This is a genomic window from Candidatus Omnitrophota bacterium (assembly GCA_040755155.1).
In the GTDB taxonomy this organism is placed as follows: domain Bacteria; phylum Hinthialibacterota; class Hinthialibacteria; order Hinthialibacterales; family Hinthialibacteraceae; genus JBFMBP01.
Window position 1 is genome coordinate 59,922 of sequence record JBFMBP010000153.1, and the last position, 18,929, is coordinate 78,850.

Annotated in this window: 16 protein-coding genes and 1 riboswitch; of the genes, 8 read left to right on the forward strand and 8 right to left on the reverse strand. The window is 52.6% G+C overall.

Annotated elements, in window-relative coordinates:
- Nucleotides 1-83: 83 nt before the first annotated feature.
- The gene (locus tag AB1656_23950; GenBank protein ID MEW6238450.1) at nt 84-1,259 is read left to right on the forward strand and encodes a hypothetical protein; all 1,176 of its coding nucleotides are present in this window, start codon (nt 84-86) and stop codon (nt 1,257-1,259) included.
- Nucleotides 1,260-1,377: 118 nt separating this feature from the next.
- Here AB1656_23950 and AB1656_23955 read toward each other — a convergent pair whose 3' ends face one another.
- From AB1656_23955 to rlmN, 7 genes are all read right to left on the reverse strand, one after another.
- Nucleotides 1,378-2,850: a DUF1080 domain-containing protein gene (locus AB1656_23955; GenBank protein ID MEW6238451.1), complete on the reverse strand. Its 1,473-nt coding sequence runs from the start codon at nt 2,848-2,850 to the stop codon at nt 1,378-1,380.
- Between the two features lie 77 nt (nt 2,851-2,927).
- Nucleotides 2,928-4,352: a malic enzyme-like NAD(P)-binding protein gene (locus AB1656_23960; protein MEW6238452.1), complete on the reverse strand. Its 1,425-nt coding sequence runs from the start codon at nt 4,350-4,352 to the stop codon at nt 2,928-2,930.
- 108 nt (nt 4,353-4,460) lie between these two features.
- The gene (locus AB1656_23965; protein ID MEW6238453.1) at nt 4,461-5,348 is read right to left on the reverse strand and encodes a hypothetical protein; all 888 of its coding nucleotides are present in this window, start codon (nt 5,346-5,348) and stop codon (nt 4,461-4,463) included.
- Nucleotides 5,349-5,508: 160 nt separating this feature from the next.
- Nucleotides 5,509-5,697: riboswitch (cobalamin riboswitch) on the reverse strand.
- Between the two features lie 93 nt (nt 5,698-5,790).
- Nucleotides 5,791-6,693 (reverse strand): DUF4097 family beta strand repeat-containing protein, encoded by a 903-nt coding sequence (locus AB1656_23970; GenBank protein MEW6238454.1) that lies wholly within the window; start codon nt 6,691-6,693, stop codon nt 5,791-5,793.
- 23 nt (nt 6,694-6,716) lie between these two features.
- A complete protein-coding gene (locus tag AB1656_23975) occupies nt 6,717-6,896 on the reverse strand; it encodes a hypothetical protein (GenBank protein MEW6238455.1) in 180 nt (59 codons plus the stop codon).
- A 91-nt stretch (nt 6,897-6,987) separates the two neighbouring features.
- Nucleotides 6,988-7,641, reverse strand: a complete 654-nt coding sequence (locus tag AB1656_23980) for a hypothetical protein (GenBank protein ID MEW6238456.1) — start codon at nt 7,639-7,641, stop codon at nt 6,988-6,990.
- Nucleotides 7,634-8,752, reverse strand: coding sequence for a 23S rRNA (adenine(2503)-C(2))-methyltransferase RlmN (gene rlmN / locus AB1656_23985; protein MEW6238457.1), 1,119 nt, complete (start codon nt 8,750-8,752; stop codon nt 7,634-7,636). Before rlmN ends, AB1656_23980 begins: the two co-directional genes overlap by 8 nt.
- 340 nt (nt 8,753-9,092) lie before the next feature.
- Between rlmN and cysE the strand changes: the two genes are divergently transcribed.
- The 4 genes from cysE to galU all read left to right on the forward strand — a co-directional run bounded on the left by cysE (nt 9,093) and on the right by galU (nt 12,477).
- Nucleotides 9,093-9,791: a serine O-acetyltransferase gene (gene cysE, locus AB1656_23990; protein MEW6238458.1), complete on the forward strand. Its 699-nt coding sequence runs from the start codon at nt 9,093-9,095 to the stop codon at nt 9,789-9,791.
- Between the two features lie 62 nt (nt 9,792-9,853).
- Entirely contained in the window at nt 9,854-10,465 is a 612-nt protein-coding gene (locus AB1656_23995) for a hypothetical protein (GenBank protein ID MEW6238459.1), read from the forward strand.
- 248 nt (nt 10,466-10,713) lie between these two features.
- Nucleotides 10,714-11,508 carry an ATP-binding protein gene (locus AB1656_24000; GenBank protein MEW6238460.1) on the forward strand — a complete coding sequence of 265 codons (795 nt, stop codon included), beginning with the start codon at nt 10,714-10,716 and terminating at the stop codon, nt 11,506-11,508.
- A 21-nt stretch (nt 11,509-11,529) separates the two neighbouring features.
- Complete coding sequence (galU, locus tag AB1656_24005; GenBank protein MEW6238461.1) at nt 11,530-12,477, forward strand: UTP--glucose-1-phosphate uridylyltransferase GalU; 948 nt, start codon at nt 11,530-11,532, stop codon at nt 12,475-12,477.
- A 342-nt stretch (nt 12,478-12,819) separates the two neighbouring features.
- Here the strand turns inward: galU and AB1656_24010 are convergent, their stop codons facing one another.
- Nucleotides 12,820-13,041: a hypothetical protein gene (locus AB1656_24010; protein ID MEW6238462.1), complete on the reverse strand. Its 222-nt coding sequence runs from the start codon at nt 13,039-13,041 to the stop codon at nt 12,820-12,822.
- A 346-nt stretch (nt 13,042-13,387) separates the two neighbouring features.
- Here AB1656_24010 and AB1656_24015 point away from each other — a divergent pair, with 346 nt between their 5' ends.
- The 3 genes from AB1656_24015 to AB1656_24025 all read left to right on the forward strand — a co-directional run bounded on the left by AB1656_24015 (nt 13,388) and on the right by AB1656_24025 (nt 18,684).
- Entirely contained in the window at nt 13,388-15,337 is a 1,950-nt protein-coding gene (locus tag AB1656_24015; GenBank protein ID MEW6238463.1) for a cache domain-containing protein, read from the forward strand.
- Nucleotides 15,334-16,767 (forward strand): sigma-54 dependent transcriptional regulator, encoded by a 1,434-nt coding sequence (locus AB1656_24020; GenBank protein MEW6238464.1) that lies wholly within the window; start codon nt 15,334-15,336, stop codon nt 16,765-16,767. The genes AB1656_24015 and AB1656_24020 overlap by 4 nt, the downstream gene beginning before the upstream one ends.
- 261 nt (nt 16,768-17,028) lie before the next feature.
- Nucleotides 17,029-18,684: a response regulator gene (locus AB1656_24025; protein ID MEW6238465.1), complete on the forward strand. Its 1,656-nt coding sequence runs from the start codon at nt 17,029-17,031 to the stop codon at nt 18,682-18,684.
- Nucleotides 18,685-18,929 lie beyond the last annotated feature (245 nt).

Here is an 18,929-nt window from a genome sequence, read left to right on the forward strand (position 1 = left end):
TTAGTGTTTCATAAGAGTAACGATATTGCCTCCTCTTCGTAATGTAATTGTCTTTTAGGAATAATCGAATAAGAGGTTCCGAGATGAAACGACGAAACTTTATGCAAATCAGTTCGGCGGGAACAATGGGAATTGCGTTAGGAAGTTTCTTCTCGCAACCGGCGCAAGCCAGTTCTCCCCTGCGGATCGAAGAGCCGTTTCACGGCGCTGTGCTTAACCATCGGCATGGAAAAGAAGATAACAGCGCTTTGAAGATTATTGTGCAAGGGCAGGCTCCTCTGCGCGACGCTGTCATTGTGAATGGGCAGCGCGCCCGGCGCGAAGGCGATCGATTTATCGCCGAAGTCCCCCTGCGCGAGAAAGAGACGGACATCATCGCCGTTTCCGAAGGCGTGAGTGGACGCCAGGAGCATCGCGTCCGCGTTGTATGGGATCGGAAATCGCAGCCGCGTTATCGATTTTCCATCGATGACAATAGTTTCTTTTTGCGGGATATCGCCCAGAAAGAATATACATCTCTCTTCGATTGTTTTTATTTGAATATCTTGCGGGAGCTTCACGCCAAGTATGGGACGCGCTTCTCGGTTAATATTTACTTTACGACGGAGGACGGTTTCGATCTTACGCAATTCCCCGACCGTTACAAAGGCGAGTGGCAGGATAATTCCGATTGGATGAAACTGGCGTTTCACGCCTACGCCAATTTGCCCGATCGGCCTTATCAATACGCTTCCGCGGAAAAACTGATCGGCGATTTGGATCAAGTGGCGGAGCAAATCCATCGTTTTGCGGGCGAATCCGTTTACGCGCCGCCGACGGTCATCCACTGGGCAATGACGCAGCCCTCTGTCTTAAAGCCGCTCGCCGAACGCGGCGTGCGCGCACTGAGCGGATATTTCGACCGCAGCCCCAGCGGGTGGGACATCAATTATCTTTTGGACGACGAGCGTTCCGAATATCTATCCCGTCACGATGCGCTGAAAGATTTCGCCAGCGGCATCGTCTTTTCGAAAGTCGATATCGTTTGCAACACTACGCCTGTGGATAAGATCGTTCCCACTCTCGAACCGCTGACGCATAATCCCAATACCGCCGAGATCATGGACCTATTCACCCACGAACAATACTTCTGGCCATTTTATTCCCATTACATTCCCGATCACGCCCAACGGTTGGATGCCGCTATCCGCTGGGCGACGGAGCAAGGCTACAAACCCGTCTTTTTCCACGAAGGGCTTCTTGGCGGCCCCGAAGAGTAAACTTCAAGTCCTATTAAGAATGTAACTTAAAATTCCCTCGCCCTTTGGGAGAGGGTTAGGGTGAGGGGGCGAATCCTCAATGGTTTGACATCTATCCAAACCCGAATATCCCTAATTTTTATAGTCTTTTAAGGCGGATATTACGGTAAGCAACGTCAGCGCCGTGATCCGTCAGAATGATGAAGCCGTCGCGCAGGCGGTATTTCAATTCATCGTAATCGTCAAAATTGAGGTCCTGCGCCGTTTGTCCATTTAGGATGACTTTGACGCGCGGGCCGTTGCAAGTAATTTCCATCGAGTTCCAATCGCCGGAGGGCTTATTGGCGTTGACTTGGGGCGGGATTTCATAATAGATGGAACCGGTGCTGTTTTTATTAGGTTTATCCCCATAATCTCCCATGATTTGCACTTCGAAACCTACTTTGGATGCGCGGTTGGTGCGCGGGCAATGCACTTGAACGCCGCTGTTTCCATTCTTTACGATTCGATACTCCAAGCGCAGGATAAAGTTGTCGTATCGTTCGACGGTTCTCATCGATCCGCCGCCCGGCGTTCTTTGCAAAAGGCCATCTTTGGCGATGAAGCCGCGCCTTCCTTTGGATAACGGCAGCCAGCCTTTCGTCGTTGCGCCGTCGAAGAGCGAAACGAATCCATCTTGGCGTTCTTGTTCGCTTAAATGGGAATTGTCGGGTTGCCAGGGCTTATATTCTTCGAGATCGGCGTTCCACTGATCGAAAGTATTAAGGTCTTCCGACGTATCTTTTAATAGGAAATGGATGTTTTCCGGCTTCTGGGAAGGCGTCGGCCCGATGACGATAACCGGTTTTTCCGGCGCTTCTTTTGGATAGGCGTCAACTACTTCCATATCCCCTCCCGGAGCGGCTACGACTAAGCCCGGCGCGATTTTCTTGAATTCCTTGGCCAGCGAAGCCGCATCCGGTCCGTCGATCCAAAAGATAAACTGATTTTCTTTTTTGAAATAATCCGCTACGGTTCGGACTGTATGTAAACGAATCGCGGGATCTTTGGTAGCGGCGGCGCCGAATACTCGGCAAAAGCCGTTGAGTTTCATATAGAGCAGCCGGTCGATCATTTTTTGATAGAAAGCGTCGGCTTCTTTAGAAAAACTATTCCCGTCCGGATTCAAGCCGTATAGATCGAATGCAAGAATATTCCCGCCGCCATAAGATATTTTGCTGATGGATTCGATAAATGTTTTGGGCGCTGTTTGGGGATCGCCCGCTTTGGCAGTATAGATGGACGCGATGCGGAAAGGGATTTCTTCCCGCATCAAGCGATGGTCGACAACGCTGAACTGGCATTCGTAGACCTTTTTCAATAAATCCCCGTTTTCTCCAATGGATATTCTTAACCGGCGCTCCGTGCGGCCTTGAGCGGCAATCAAGTAAGCCTTTTTCCCTTCGTAAGTTGTTTCCACGGCGCTGCGTACTCGGTAATTGTCCAATTCCCGATCAAGAGTATTGCGAACCGCTTGAGGAAGGTTCAATTCCACCGCCTGGCAAACGTTCATAACGAATAGACTTACAATGGCAGTTACCCATACTCGAATAATTAAAAAGAATCTTATCATGGCGCTTATTACTCCCCATTAATGGAATCAATTTTACGCAGTTTTGCTGCATGAACAGGGAAGACAGCCGCTGCTTCTTATCGATCGTCCGTTTTCCGGCGGGCGGCGCCGCTGTCGATAGCCGCTTTGGCGACGGCATTGGCTACGGATTTGAAGACGCGCCGGTCGAAGACGCTGGGAATGATGTATTCTTCGGACAATTCCTTTTCCGGGATGGTGTTGGCGATGGCCTGGGCGGCGGCGAGTTTCATCTCTTCGTTGATATCGCTGGCCCGCACGTTGAGCGCTCCGCGGAAGATGCCGGGGAAGCAGAGGACGTTATTGATCTGGTTGGGATAATCGGAACGGCCAGTGGCCATGATGCGGCAGTGGCCAAGCGCCGTTTCCGGCGCGATTTCCGGATCGGGATTGGCTAAGGCGAAGACGATGGGATCATCATTCATGGATTGCAGCGCCTCGAGGGGGAAAAGATTCGGCCCGGAGAGGCCGAGAAAAACGTCCGCTCCTTTCGCCGCTTCGTAAATGGAGCCTTGAATCCTTTCGGGATTGGTGTTTTCCGCAAACCATTCCTTCATAGAGTTCATGCCTTCTTTGCGGCCTTGGTAAATGACGCCTTTGCTGTCGAGACCGACGATGTTGCGCACGCCCAATTTCATCATCATCTTGGCGCATGCGACGCCCGCCGCTCCTACGCCGAGGATGACGATTTTAATTTCCGCAATGCTCTTGCCGATGAGTTTCAGCGCATTGAGAAGGGCGGCGGAGGCGACGACGGCGGTGCCGTGCTGGTCGTCATGGAAGACGGGAATGTCGAGCCGCTTTTTCAAACGCTCTTCAATTTCAAAACAGCGTGGGGCGGAGATGTCTTCCAGATTAACGCCGCCGAAGCCGGGAGAGATGGCTTCCACGATGCGGACGATCTCGTCAGGATTTTTCGTCTTCAAGCAGATGGGGTAGGCGTCGACGCCGCCGAATTCCTTGAAGAGCATCGCCTTGCCTTCCATGACGGGCATAGCCGCTTCGGGGCCGATGTCGCCAAGCCCCAGCACGGCGGTGCCGTCGGTAACGATGGCGACGGAATTGGATTTGATGGTGAGGTTATAGGCGGCGGAAGGATCTTTGGCGATAGCGCGGCAAACGCGGGCGACGCCGGGAGTGTAAGCCATCGACAGCGCATCGCGGGTATTGAGCGGCGCTTTGTTTTCCACGCGGATTTTGCCGCCGAGGTGCAGAAGAAAAACGCGGTCGGAGACGTTGCGCACTTTGACGCCGGGAACTCTCTTGACCGCGTTGACGATATCTTCCGCATGTTGCTCATTACGCGTATTCACCGTAAGGTCGCGGATCATCAATCCTTTTTTCACGCCGACGATGTCCACGGCGCCGAGATCGCCCCCTTGATCGCCGATGACGGTGGCGATTTTGGCGAATTGGCCGGGAACGTTATTGATTTCCACCCGGATGGTGATGCTGTGGCTGGGTCCTGTGGGGATATTTTGCATATTCTTTCTTCCCTTGATTGGAAAAAAATGGGCGAGCGGCGCGACGGGCGAAGATGACGGGCATAACTCCACAGTGTACCAGAAATCTTAAACTTTGATAACTTCAATTTACCGAGAAATGATGGAATCGTTGTCCGCTTCCATCCATATCAGCATCAAGACCTCGGAATGGCGAATGGCGGTTGTGGGAAATAGCTCATTACGTCTTATGGGGAATTGTGTTGCGCCCCAGGTTCCAAAGAGCCAGCCGTTAACATCATGATTGCGTACGATCACATCGCTGGCGCCAACAAAAGAAGCGGACCAGACGTCGTCATCATCTAAAATATTGAGATCCCAGTAACGGCCGAAGGGATCGTTAAAGCATTCCCCAGCGGATTGCCCTTCGCCATCGATAGTGCAGACCGCCGCGCCGAAAGAGTATTCGGCGTAAACGAGTTGCAATCCGCTCTTAAGCAAAAGTTGCCATCCGGTTATGGTCTCGCCGGGAAATTCAACGATTTTTATCACTCGTTCGCCGTCGCTGTGATCGATGACCAGCGCCGCTTTGCTGACCGTTTCGCAGACGGCGGCGAAATCGAGAGCGGGCGGCTTTTTCTCATAAGTCGGCGCCACGCCGCTGGGACCGCATACGAATCCGATCAGCGAACCGGGAACTGTGATGACTGTGGAGATATCGTCCGAAACAAGCGTCCAATCATTGCTTTCGCGGCGATAGGTTCTCCACGCCAAACCGCCAGGGATCATGGAGCAATCCGAACGCCCGTCGTCGTGCAGAAAGCAGAGGCGTTCGCCGGAATCCGAAGTATTAACGATCATTTTGAAGCCGCTGCGTTGCAACAGTTCTTTTAGGGTAAGCGACGCTTCTTCGAATTCCACGCAGCGGGTAATGATTTCGCCCGTCGAGTTTTGAATGACGATTCCCGCCTTGTTGGAGGCGAAAGCCGCCGGAGCCGTCAAACCCAATGCTACTAAGATTACCATCCATCGATTCATCTTGTTTTTCTCCTTTTGAACTTAACGTTATTTTGAGGAAAGGGGAGGCGGCGAGTGCGGAGGAGAGGAACCGGAAAGAAAACGCCCCGGTCACCTCACGGTCCGGGGCGTTGAACGATCGAAGCATCCTTCGTGTTGCCACGCTCTCTCTTTCCGAAGAGGTGACATCGTCTCAAGCGGCAGGTTTCCTGGCTTCCGGATTACAGCCTACTTCCTCGCCTTCTCATCCAGTGATGGACAATGGCTCGTTGAGGTTTCGTCTCCGGTTACAGTGGCGGGACCGCGCCGGTTTTGCACCGGCTTCCCTTTTCATCCGCACGAAGCGGACGCCGTATGAGTTTTTGTCGAATGGCATTATAGAGAATCCCGCCGAACGCGCAAGAGAAGTATATTGAATTTTGAATTTTGAATTTTAAATTAAGAATTAAAAATTAAAAATTTTTCACGCTGGATTCTCTTTCTTAATGCTGACGCTGCCGTTCGTGGAACTGATGTTGACTTTGGCGTCGCCGCCGGAACCTACTTTTCCATAAATGCTTTTCTTGGTTACTTTGCCATCGATGGGGAAATCGCAACTGACGCGGCCGTTCCAGGTAGAGGCGTCCAACTGGCCGTTGAAATCAGGCGGCAGAGTAACATTGACGCCGCCGTTGGTCGTGGACGCTTTCAGCGACGCAACGCCTCCCAGCGCTTTGACAGTGAGGCCGCCGTTGGTGCTGGAGACGCGAATGGGCGCAACGCCTTTGGATATAGTAACATTGACGCCGCCATTGGTAGTGGAGAATTCGCCTTCTTCCTTCAACTCGCCGATGACTGCTTTCAAGCCGCCATTGGTCGATCCCGCTTCGATCCGGCCATCGACGTTTTCCAGTTCGATGCCTCCGTTCGTAGTATGCGCTTTGACGCCATTGGTCATATTCGAGACCGCCACTTTGCCATTGGTGGAGTGAAGATCCGCCATCAGCGATTTGGGGGCTTCGATGGTGAAATGGACGGAGACGTTGATTTTGAAAGTGGTTTTAGGTTGTTCGCTGTATACCTTAACGACATCGCCTTCGCGCTCGACGTGAATTTTCACTTTCGGAGCGAAATTCTCCGCTTCCTCTTTCGTCCAGGCACGGACGACTTTACGCGAATGGACTTTGACTTGATTCGAGTCGACGCCGGTAAGAACAATGGCGCCATTCGTCGTGTCCGAATCGAGCGCGGCGGCTCCAGTGGCGTCTACGGTAAAATCTTCTTCTTCCACGTACTCCTCTTGCGGAAAATTAAAATCGCATCCATAGGCCAATAGGCAACAAACCGCGAAGGCCGCCATCATGATCCATCGATAATTTGTTTTCATCGTTGCGTCTCCATATGGGTATATTAACCGATCCATACAATATTGGTTTCTTTCGTTTGTTGAGAGAGGCGCGTGGGGCAGCCGCATTTTTCTACGAATTGCTGGAAGCGCTTCATGCGGTTGTCGGTTTCTTTCGGGGATGCGTTTCGAGCGCCGGATTTTGATTTAGGATTTTCTTTTCTAAACGGTTTTTCGCGAAACATGGTCTTATACCTATCCTGTAAGAGGATTTGAGAGTTCATGATTGCGATTTCAGTTATTTATACGCTTTAAAAGGGGAAATGATTCAAAAAATCAGGAAATTTTTCGCGGGGACGAGATTTCCACATCGGCGCCGTCAAAGCGGAGACCGAAATAGGATCCCGGCGTAAGGACTGAAAATTCTTGAGTTGGCTGTTGCACGATTTCCACCCGGCAGAGGCGGCAGCGGGCGCGAAAGACGACGGAATACGCATGAACTGCGTCTTGGATAAAAGTAAGATAATTCAGAACGCGCTGGAAGGGAAAATGGAAGCCAAACTCGCGCCAGCGCATTATAATTATGTTTTCTCCGAGATTTAGTGAAGCTTCGCCCCGTGTGCCGTCGACGGCGATTTCGATTTTTCCCATCGTTTTATTAAGTCCCCAGATTTCCCGCCCACCCTTGTAAGCCGCTGGCGAATCGACGGCCATAGCGTCGATATGCAAGCCCCGGATCTTGGCATAGCGGGCATAACATGCCACATTTCCCCATTCATGCCAGACTTCAGGTTCGCCCGGCGCAAGAGGCGAATAGTATTGTGCGATGTAATAGCCGCCGAGAGTGCGTCCGGGCAGAATGCATTGAATGGCGCAATGCGGCGGCGCTTGCGTTTGCGCGGCGGGAATGGCGCGGAAGACGATCAAACCGCTGCCAGAACAGCGCCAGGGCGGCGGTGGATAGAGGACGTTATCGGATGTGTCATTCATGGCGCAAACGAAGCTGACCGCAGGCGGCGTCAATGTTGCGGCCGCGGCTGTAGCGAACGGTGGCGTCGATATGATATTGCAGCAATAGTTTTTTGAAGGTTTGGATTTTGTCATGCGAGGGTGGACGATAGGGAAATTCGCCGACTTTGTTGCAAGGAATAATATTGACGTGGCAAAGGAGGCCTTCCATGAGTTTTTTCATCCGTTCGGCGTCTTTAGGCCGGTCGTTGACGCCGTCGATCAATAAGTATTCGAGGCTGATTCTCCTGCCGTTCCGGCGCTGGTAAAAACGCAGAGCGTCCATGAGCTGATCGATTTGGTAAGCTCGCGCCAGGGGCATTAATTTTTCACGGCTCTCGTCCGTAGTAGCATGAAGCGAAGCCGCCAGTTTGACTTTCCAATCTTCCAAGGCGATCCGGTAGATTTCCGGCACGAGACCCACGGTGGAAACCGTCAGGCGTCGAGAGGATAAACCCAATCCCTCCTTGGCGCAAAGAATATCGATCGCATCGCGCAGAGCGTTCAGGTTGTGCAAGGGTTCGCCCGTCCCCATGAAAACAGCATGAGTGATGTTTTTGCCTTCCCAAAGAAACGCGAGGACTTGGGCCACGATCTCGCCAGCGGTAAGATTGCGCTTCCAACCGGAGCGCCCGGAAGCGCAAAAGCGGCAGCCGAATTGGCATCCGGCCTGGGTAGAGAGGCAGATCGTATATTCTTCGGATTCGGACGGCTCCCGCTTATTTACTTTTCCCGTTCGCGGTTGAGTTTGGATTTTTTCGGAGTAATAGGGCATGACTACGGTTTCTACGCCCTCGCCGTCGGGAAGCCGAAACAACGCTTTAACGGCGCCGTCGGCCTGATCTTCCTGGCGCGAGGCGATTTCCGGGATTTGCAAGGCGAAATGCGCTTCCAACTCCCCTCGCAGAGATTTGGATAGATTCGTCATTTCCCCGAAATTTCTCGCTCGTTTTCGATAAAGCCATTGGTAGAGTTGCGCGGCGGCGTAAGACGGATGTCCATGCTGACCTAGCCATTCGCGCAGGGCGGGCATGGGATAATCGAAAATGGAAGGGCGATCCGCTTCAATAGGGGATTTTGGTTCGATGGTCATGGAATCTTTCTAAAAAATCGCGTCGATCAGCGAGTCATTATTAGGCCGTTGGGGACGAATGGTTTGCCCAAATCGTTTTCGATGGTAAAATTACATTCATTCAGAATTTGATTGCTTATTCGCTCCCAATCGCCTGGGAGGAATAAAGGAACCATGCAAGAATTTTTATCGTATGCCATTAAAAGGATAATCCTTTTTCGCTCGCCGAGAAGCGCAGCGATCGCCGTTCTTCACAGAAGGAGAGATAAAATGCTCTGCCTCTGTTGTCGCTAAACCTCCGACCACCCATTCCATTCGCTGAAATAAATACCGTTTTTTTTTCGATAAGGAGATATAAGCCATGTTTGGCCCTATTAAAATTATTGTAGAAGATTTTCGTTCTTGCATGGAGAACGATCCAGCCGCCCGCGGATTCTGGGGCGCGGTGGAAGTGATTTTTACCTATGCGGGCTTTCACGCCATTATCGCGCATCGCATCGCGCATTTTCTACATGCGAAACTGCATCTGCCATTCATCCCCCGCGCCTTATCCCAATTCAGCCGCTTCATGACCGGCATCGAGATTCATCCCGGCGCCCAAATCGGCAAAGGATTCTTCATCGATCATGGCATGGGCGTCGTTATTGGGGAAACCGCCATCGTGGGGGATGGCTGCGTACTTTTCCAAGGCGTTACGCTCGGCGGAACCGGAAAGGAGACCGGCAAACGCCATCCTACGTTGGGGAATAATGTCATGGTTAGCGCCGGAGCCAAGGTGTTGGGCAACATCACGTTGGGCGATAACGTCAAAATCGGCGCGCAGTCGGTGGTGTTGAAGGACGTTCCTGCAAACTGCACCGTCGTTGGAGTGCCGGGGCGGATCGTGATCCGGGAAGGTCAGAAAGTAACGCGAGGCGTGGACTTGGATCAGGTCAATTTGCCTGACCCGATTATGGAGCGCTTGGAAGCCTTGCACCAGGAAATTCTCGACGTTCATCAAGAAATCCACAAATACCACAAAGAGGAAATCGAGAAAACCGTTGCGGATGCGAGAGAATAAATCTTGAATCGTCAATTCCCCTCTCCATTCTTGGAGAGGGTTAGGGTGAGGTCTTCCTAATCTTGAACCAGCACGATCCCCTGTGGCTGTCGTTTCCCCGTTGGATTGAAGAAAGTAGCCTTCCATCGCTCATGAGCGAGGAAATCGGCTCCAACGCTTGGCTGCTGTTCCGTAAGTTGGTGGAGATGGAATGCGGCGCCAACCTGACGCCGGATTGGTTTCCCTTCACCGTCGATCTTCTCGCCCGCTGGACGGGAATTCCCGCCGCTGAAATCGAGCCGCTGCTGCAAGGGCTGGAAGCGGGGGGCTGGATCGATCGCGCCGACGCGGAATGCGCAACGCAGCGGGCGCGCATCGCCGCGCCGCTGCCGGTTCCCTTGGAAGAAGAGGAAATCCGTTCGCGGCTGGAGGAGAATGGAGCGCGGCTGGGGCGATGCATCTGGCGCTATTACCAAACCTTGGACGGCCTCAGCCAGGTGGAGCGCGTCGTCTTTCTCTACCAAATGCTTTTCGGCGCCCGTTTTACGCCCCGCATCGTGGAAGATTTGGAATGGATCGCCAATACGTTCGATATGAGCGTGATCTATGACGCCTTTCAAGAGGCCTACGCCAAAAAAGTAAAAAGCCTGTCGTGGATCAAAACCCACTTGCATTTGGAGAGCGAACCGGAGTAAAGTAAATGATGAATGATGAATGATGAATGATGAATTTCATGTTACGCGCGATGAAAAAAGAGGAAAGTTAACCCGCCGTTGAAACGGCGGGCTATTGTCGTTTGCCCCTTTAAAGGGGCATTTATAATAGCCCAGCCTTTCAAGGTTGGGATAAGAAATTTCGTGAATATCGAGTTACTTATCATTGATTTCAATTCCGGACGTTCTTTTCGGCCATTCTGCGCGATTTCATGGGGGTTGAGGAAACGATGAAAACATTCGCCTCGTTAAATAAAAACATTGAAGAACTGGCCAAAACGATTCCTCATCTCGATCGACTGCCGGACGAAGATCCTAACCTCTGTCCCCTCTGTGACGGTTATGGGCATATCATCGACGAGAACGGCGCCCGAGCCTGTTCCTGCGTACGGCGGGAGATCATCTTGTCGGAATTCGAAGACGCCCGCATTCCGGAACGCTTCAAAGAAGAGATGTTGGAAACTTTCGATCCTTACAAAGCTTCGCTGAAGGCTTTACAGAAGGATATCCGGGAATATGTGGAAAACTATTCCGTAAGCCACGCCAAAGGATTGTATATCTACGGCTCCACCGGCTGCGGCAAGACGCACTTGGCGGTGGGGATTTTGAAGGCGCTGATCGAGCGGGGGATCAATGGCGTCTTTTATAACGTCGTCGATCTCTTGGACGCCATCCGCGACACCTACGATCCGCAAAACGGCCCCAATCCCAAATCGCTTCTGATTCAGCAATTACAGCGTCAGGTCTTCGTGCTGGACGATTTTGGCGTTCAGAAGGCGACGACGTGGGTGGCCGACCGACTTTACGCTTTGATCAACCGGCGCTATCAGGATTGCAAAACCATCATCATCACTTCCAATATTCGTATGCCCGACCTGATGATGCGCGTTGACAGCACGCTCGCGTCTCGTATCATCGACATGTGCAAGGAAATCGAAATTCAGGCGGACGACTTCCGGAAGCAGCGCAATCGCTACCAGGTCTCCAGAAAACCGCCTGTGCGAACGAAAATAAGCGCGAAATAACATACAACGAGGCGCAACGGCATGACGAGAAGCGGTTCGGATTTGAATTTAGGAGAAGTGAGAAAAGCGGTTATTCCGGCGGCGGGACTAGGAACGCGATTTTTGCCCGCCACCAAAGTGCAACCGAAGGAAATGCTGCCCCTGATCGATACGCCCACGATTCAATACGTGATCGAAGAGGTGGTGGAATCGGGGATTACGGATATTTTGATTATTACAGGCAAGGGCAAGCGGGCCATCGAGGATCATTTCGACCGGTCTTTCGAATTGGAAAACGCCCTGGCCTCTTCCGGCCATAACGAACTGCATAAAAGCATCAGCGATTTATCGATGATGGTGAATATCCACTATATCCGGCAGAAGGGCTGCAAGGGATTGGGCGACGCCGTTTACTACGCCAAACAGCATGTGGCGGGCGAGCCGTTCGTGGTGCTGCTTGGAGATACGATCGTAGCGTCGAAGGTTCCCTGCACGCGGCAGCTGATGAATTTCTACCGCAAATGGCGCTGCCCCGTCATCGGCGTAGAGCGCGTTCCCCGCGAAAAGGTTATCAATTACGGCATCATCGCGGGCAGGGATGTGGACGAACGCACGAGCATCGTTCACGATCTCGTGGAAAAGCCAGAAGTGGAAAAATCGCCATCCACCTTGGCAGTGGGAGGGCGGTATATCCTAACCTATGACATCTTCGAATACATCGAACGGACGCCGCCGGGCAAGAACGGCGAGATTCAACTAACCGACGCCCTGCGCTTGATGGCGCAAGATCAATCCATCTACGCCTACGAATTCGAGGGCAAACGCCACGACATCGGCAACCGCCTGGACTACCTCAAAACCACAGTCGAATTCGCCCTCAAGCGCAATGACCTGGCCAAAGATTTCGCCGCCTACCTGCGCGAAGAACTCCCCGCGCTGCTGCACGAAGCGGAGAAGGAGCATCCCGCGCCGAAAGTGAAAAAGGGGTGAAGTTACTATATAAACTATCATTTCCAAACTTAGGAAATAGATGAATTGCTTGAGATTTTTATAGGACAGACCTAAGTTTTTCTGCATTTTATTATAGATTCTATTTACACCGCTATATGATATTCCTTCAGTTGCTAAATCGTCATGTTTTCCGAGACGATTTTCTTGAGTCTATGGTCTTGGGCAGCATTTGCGAGAAAATCGAACAAGCTCGAACGCATGGGATACGACCAACTCCGAAAGGGGATTGCCGGTTCTCATCGTTCGCAGCCAACTGCGAAATCGCACCCCTACTTCCTTCCCATGAACCAGCGATAGGTAGAGCAACAGCCCTTGGGCGATTTAACCCAATTGAACGTACCGATGATACGCTTCTATCTTTCGCTTGACGGCTTTCCGATAGGCTTCCGGTTTTTTATGAAGATATTGTTTTCCTTCCCTCCGGCGGATCGGCTTCATGGACTTCATCCAAAAATGATAGGTATAGGTTCCGATCCCATGAATCGCGCTGCGAAATCCCACCTCGATTTTGAACCGAGAAGAGGCTTCGGATAAAACTTGCAACCCCGGCGCACTCCGTTCGAACGGAAAATCCCACCAAAACCAGAACCAAATACATAAAAATTCGTGAACGCGAACACGCGGCTTGAAAAGGGCGGACGCAGCTATACCATTGACTCTATAAAATCATTGTGATATCCCTCAATCCGAAAAGTAGAAATTGTGAATGAAAACGATTTCTCTTTACGGTAAAGGGATTTTTTATTTTGAAATAGAGGCCCCTTTCTTCCGGGTTCGCGCTTTATTAACTCAAAACTTCGTACTCTCCAGTATTCTTTTATTTTGTTAAAATTACGCCGCATCTCTGCAATCGTCGAACGCCGTTTCATCAACAAAGGAATCCAGCCTCATGACCATCCGGTCTCGTTTGACCATCGGTTTTATCGTCGTCATCCTCGTCGCCAATTCCTTTTTGTCGCTGGTAACCGCTCTTCATGTCGGAAACGTATTGATAAAAGAAGTCCAGAAGCGCGTCCGTCTCGATCTTAATTCCGCCCGCCGGGTTTACAACGATCACGTCGAGAAAATCGAGCGCGTCCTGCGCACCGCTTACGTGCGCCATCTTTGGGATGAGCCGCCCTTGGATCAAGTAAAAAGCCACCTGGACGCCGCCTTCCAAACCTTAGGCCAAGAGACGCCTCTGGCCGTTATGACGTTCGTCGATCCTCAAGGGCGAGTTCTCTATCGCGCTCATAATCCAGAGGCTAGCGGCGACGATCTCTCCTCCAATCCCCTCATTGCCAAAGCGATTAGGCTGGGCGAACCCGTTAGAGGAACGCTCGTGGTTTCCCATGACGATCTGGTGCGAGAAGGAGTGGATTTATCCCGGCGCGCCATGATTCCGATTCACGATACGCCGGCGGCCCGTCCTTCCGGCAAAACGCTGGAATCGGACGGTATGATGATTGCCGCCGCCTTGCCAATCCGCCGCCGCGATTCCAACGGTGAGTTATTGGGCGTCTTGTACGGCGCCAATTTGCTCAACCAGTGGTTCGAGATTGTCGATGTCATCAAGGACGAAGTTTTTCAGGACGAGACTTACGAGGGAAAAAACATCGGCATGGCCACCATTTTCCTAGGCGACCTGCGCATCTCCACCAACGTCCCCGCCAGCGACGGCTCCCGCGCCGTCGGCACCCGCTTGAGCGCCGAGGTTTACGACCGCGTTCTTATGAAAGGCGAAATCTGGGACAAGCGCGCCTTCGTAGTCAACGATTGGTACATCACCGCCTATGAACCCATCCGCGATCCCGGCGAACACATCATCGGCGCGCTCTACGTCGGCCTTTTGGAAAAGCCATTCAAACGATCCTATATTCTTATCGTCGCCGTTTTTCTGATTACGGTAACGCTCACAACCGTCTTGAGCCTTTTTCTTCTCGATTGGGTAACCAAGCGGATTCTCAAACCTATCGGACGCATCACCGTTATGGCCAAACAAGTCATCGAAGGCAATCTCACCGCCCGCGTCGGCATCCGCCCTCCCGGCGAAATGGGCCGGCTCTGCCGGGAAATCGACCTAATGGCCGACGCCGTCTATCAACGCGAAGAGTTGCTCAAACAAACCACGCGCCGCCAAATCGGCCAGAGCGAAAAACTGGCTTCCGTAGGCCGCCTCGCCGCCGGCATCGCCCATGAAATCAACAATCCCCTCACCGGCGTTCTTACTTTCGCGCATCTGCTGCATCAAAAAGTAAACATGAGCGAAGAAGACAAGCAGGACTTGGAGGTTATCATCCGCGAGACTACCCGCGTCCGCGAAATCGTCCGCGGACTGCTCGATTTCGCCCGCGAGTCTCCCTCCACCCGCGAGCCGCTTGACGTTAGCGCCGTTATTCAACAGACCTTCAAACTCGTCCGCAGCCAAAAGGAATTTCGGAAAATCAACATCGTTGAAAACCTGGACGAAACCTTGCCTTTGGCGACAGGCGATAAAAATCAGTTGCAGCAAGTCTTTCTCAATCTTGCCCTCAACGCTTGCGAAGCCATGCCTGAAGGCGGCGAATTGAAAGTATCTACGTTCCTTCGGGAAGATGGGCGCATCGCCGCCGTTTTCGCCGATTCCGGGCACGGCATACCGCCCGATTGTTTAGAAAAAATCTTCGATCCCTTCTTCACCACTAAGCCCGTCGGCAAAGGCACCGGTCTTGGCTTAAGCGTCAGTTACGGCATCATTCAAAATCACGGCGGAACCATCGACGTACGCAGCGAGCCGGGCGAGGGCGCCGTCTTCACCATCCTTCTCCCCGTAAATAGCGGCGATGCGAATAGCAAACCGGAAGGAGATGCGGCCTCATGAATTCCACCCAACAAGATACGGCTTTCGCTCCGCGCGTCCTCGTTATCGACGACGAAGCGGTGGTATCCCTCAGCTGTCAGCGCATTCTCGCCCCCGAAGGCTACGCCGTCGAATCCCGCCAGGATGGGCGGCTAGGTCTTCAGGAAGCGCTGACCGACGCCTACGACGTGATTCTTCTCGACATCGTCATGCCGGACATCGGCGGCTTCGAAATTCTTAAACGAATTAAAGAGGCGGGCGTCTCTTCCGAAGTGGTCGTCATTACCGGCTATTCCACGGTGCAAACCGCCGTCGACGCCATGAAGGAAGGGGCCGCCGATTACTTGAGCAAACCTTTCACTCCCGACGAATTGCGGGTGGTGATGAAAAAAGTCATGGAGCGCTCCGCCCTCTTAAGGGAAAATCTCGCCCTGCGCCGCGAGTTGGAACTGCAACAGGGCTTCGAAGGCATTCTCGGCGGCAGCCGCGCTATGGAAAAAGTATTCGCTCTCATCAAGCGCGTCGCTCCCACGGACGGAGCGGCGTTGATTTTCGGCGAAAGCGGAACCGGCAAGGAACTGGCTGCCCGCGCCATCCATCGCCTTAGCCGCCGCAACCAGCACTCCTTCGTCGCCTGCGATTGCAGCGCGCTGACGCCCACCCTGCTGGAAAGTGAACTCTTCGGTCATGTCAAAGGCTCCTTCTCCGGCGCCATCGCCACGAAGAAGGGCGTCTTCGAAGCGGCTCATCATGGCACGCTCTTTCTCGACGAACTCGCCAACATCAGCCAGGAAATTCAAAGCAAACTGCTGCGCGTCCTCGAAACCCGCCGCGTCAAGAAAGTCGGCGACGCCGAAGAGCGCGAAATCGACATCCGCCTCATCGCCGCCACCAACCGCGACTTGATGGAAATGGTTCAGGAAGGAGAATTCCGCGAAGACCTCTATTACCGCCTTAACGTCGTCCCCATCTATCTCCCCCCGCTGCGGGAACGAACCGGCGACATCCCCAAACTGGCCATCAGTTTTTTGGAACGCTTCCGTAAATCCAATCCCATCGCCGTCCAAGGCTTCACCCCGGAAGCGATGGCCCTAATGGAAGCCTATCGCTGGCCCGGCAACGTCCGCGAATTGAAGAATATTGTCGAGCGCATGGCTATCCTCTGCGACGCCGAACGCATCGAACCGGTTCATCTGCCGCCCGAACTGCGCCAACCAGCTCCTTCCTACGCCGCAGCGCCTTTACCCACATCCTGGGAGGAATTCAAAGAATATAAGCGCCAGGTCCGCGACGCCGCCGTGCAGGAAATCGAACGCCGATTTCTATTCCAGGCGCTGGAACGCTCTCAAGGCAACGTCAGCAAAGCGGCGGAAGCGGTCGGAATGCAGCGCACCAATTTTCACGCCCTCATGGCTAAATACGGCCTCGCCTCGGACTCGGAATCCAGCTAATCGAGAGACCGCAGCGCAGACGCCATCTCCATACACTGTACAAAGCAGTCATACAGAACACAGAACAAATCCATATTCATATTGCCTTGACTCAAGTTGAACATTGCGTTGGATCGCATATTATAAATATAATAATATCAAATAGTTGTTTAATTATCTTCCATCTATTCCATTCCCGATAATTCTCCTTGCATCCTCTTGGCGCGCTTTATGCAGATATCAATCCACACCAACGGATTCGATTCCAAAAGGAGAAAGAACATGATCGCCGAACGAAGACTCCTCGTCGTGGATGACGAAAAAGTAGTATGCGACAGTTGCTGCCGCATTTTTTCGGGCAATGGATATAACGTGGATGCCTGCACGGATCCCCTGGAAGGCTTGCAGCTGGCGGACCGCAACGTCTATTCCGCCATTCTTGTCGATATGAAGATGCCCGGCGTCGACGGCATTGAATTTCTGCGCAGCATCCGCGAGAAGCATCGCGATATTCCCGTCATGATTATCACCGGATACGCCAGCGTTCCTTCCGCCGCCGAAGCCATGCGGCTGGGCGCATCCGATTATATCCCCAAACCCTTCACGCCGGACGAAATCGTTCAGGCCGTAGAACGCATCCTCGCCGAAGACGACGATCAGGATTCGCGTCCAATGACATTGCCCGAATTCGCACCGGCCCCATCCGCCGCTCCTCCATCCGCATCCATACCAGAATATCCAGAAGATGCCGATTATCTCTTCTGGGACGAATCCTGGATGAAACTAGGACGCAGCGCGGCGGAGCGTACCGATCCTTTGGTGCAAATCGGCGCGTTTCTTTATAATCCAGATGACGCCGCCGTTCGTTCGATTCGCTTGCCACAACTGGGAGAAGCGGTTTTTCAAGGTCTTCCCTATTTCGCCTATGAACTCGAAGGCGAATCTTCTCGCGTCGTCCCCTCTCCCATAACCGGCGTAGTTGTTGAAATCAATCCAGAATTGGCCGCCAATCCCGCTGCGTTTTTCGGACGTTCCTGCTGGGATGGTTGGATCGCCCGCGTCCAGGTTACGGAGAGAGAGAAGGACCTCCCCGCCTTGAAACCGCGTAACGTCATCCTCGCCGCGTGCTACGAACGCTCCTGGGAAGCGCAACGGCAATGGCTGAGGGACGATGGCTGCCGCCTTCAGGAAGTGCGCGCCTATGGCGAACTCATGGAAGCGCTTTTCCAAGACAACAGCGCGCTGCTGATTTTCGACGCCAAGTCCTTCGATGTCAGCGGTCCCAAAATCATCCGCCGCATCAATCGCCAATTCCCCCAGGTTAAAATCGCCGTCGCCAACGACGCCGAAGCCCGCATGGAAAACGCTTATCGCGCCCATAAGATTCTCTATTACTCGGCGGAGCCGTTTTCCAACCGAGAAATCAAGGAAATCCTTTTTTCCGTTTATCGCCCCGCTAACCGTCCCGCGGCGGCGGTTGACAATTCTTCTCCCCTGCCGAAATGGATCGGCGGCTTGCGCGTCTCCTTCCCCCAAGGCCGCTCGGCGGTTCTTGTTTCTCCACAAATGGTTTTGCGCGAAGATAGGGGATTAGGCTTGCAACTCAAACGCAGCGTCTTGGAAAAAGGTCTGCCGCTCGCCATCGATCTATGCGCCGGTCAAGTCAACGTGGAAGCCTTCCTGCGCGATAGCCAAGAAGATGCCCGCGTACTTATCCTGCAAACGGCGGAAGCAGGCCGTTTGCCAGGAAGCATCATCCGCAAGGAAAAAATCCTCCAAGCGTCATTCCATGGCGAAAAGGCTAAATCGGTCAATATTTACGCCATTCAACCCGACTGGAGCCAAAACGAACCGTTGGACTTTGATGATCGTCTCGCCAAAACGCTGGCGGAATTCTTTATCCGGGAAATGAACCATGGCAAAGATGAAAACGAATAGCTCATGTTACGCGCGAGAAAAAGTAGGATAAGTCTATTATGATCGTCGCGTTGAATCGCGAAAACGCGAAATAAAAAGAAAAACACGAAAAAAACAGTTGGCGAAAGGGATCGCGCCGTGAAAAAGTTTATTCCGTTGAATCCCAAAGATTCTGTGCTATCCATGATTCGAAAATTTCGTGGGATTCGAGATTTTTCGTGGTTTCGTGATTCAATAACGTAAAAAAATGAAATCCTTTCTGCTCT

Bases quoted from the DNA above. Each gene is read 5' to 3' on its own strand.
- AB1656_23950 (MEW6238450.1), top strand. From the start codon at position 84: ATGAAACGACGAAACTTTATGCAAATCAGTTCGGCGGGAACAATGGGA.
- AB1656_23960 (MEW6238452.1), bottom strand. From the start codon at position 4,352: ATGCAAAATATCCCCACAGGACCCAGCCACAGCATCACCATCCGGGTG.
- cysE (MEW6238458.1), top strand. From the start codon at position 9,093: ATGTTTGGCCCTATTAAAATTATTGTAGAAGATTTTCGTTCTTGCATG.
- AB1656_24000 (MEW6238460.1), top strand. From the start codon at position 10,714: ATGAAAACATTCGCCTCGTTAAATAAAAACATTGAAGAACTGGCCAAA.
- rlmN (MEW6238457.1), bottom strand. From the start codon at position 8,752: ATGACCATCGAACCAAAATCCCCTATTGAAGCGGATCGCCCTTCCATT.
- AB1656_24015 (MEW6238463.1), top strand. From the start codon at position 13,388: ATGACCATCCGGTCTCGTTTGACCATCGGTTTTATCGTCGTCATCCTC.
- AB1656_23955 (MEW6238451.1), bottom strand. From the start codon at position 2,850: ATGATAAGATTCTTTTTAATTATTCGAGTATGGGTAACTGCCATTGTA.
- AB1656_23965 (MEW6238453.1), bottom strand. From the start codon at position 5,348: ATGAATCGATGGATGGTAATCTTAGTAGCATTGGGTTTGACGGCTCCG.
- AB1656_24025 (MEW6238465.1), top strand. From the start codon at position 17,029: ATGATCGCCGAACGAAGACTCCTCGTCGTGGATGACGAAAAAGTAGTA.
- AB1656_23980 (MEW6238456.1), bottom strand. From the start codon at position 7,641: ATGAATGACACATCCGATAACGTCCTCTATCCACCGCCGCCCTGGCGC.
- AB1656_23970 (MEW6238454.1), bottom strand. From the start codon at position 6,693: ATGAAAACAAATTATCGATGGATCATGATGGCGGCCTTCGCGGTTTGT.
- galU (MEW6238461.1), top strand. From the start codon at position 11,530: ATGACGAGAAGCGGTTCGGATTTGAATTTAGGAGAAGTGAGAAAAGCG.
- AB1656_24020 (MEW6238464.1), top strand. From the start codon at position 15,334: ATGAATTCCACCCAACAAGATACGGCTTTCGCTCCGCGCGTCCTCGTT.
- AB1656_23975 (MEW6238455.1), bottom strand. From the start codon at position 6,896: ATGTTTCGCGAAAAACCGTTTAGAAAAGAAAATCCTAAATCAAAATCC.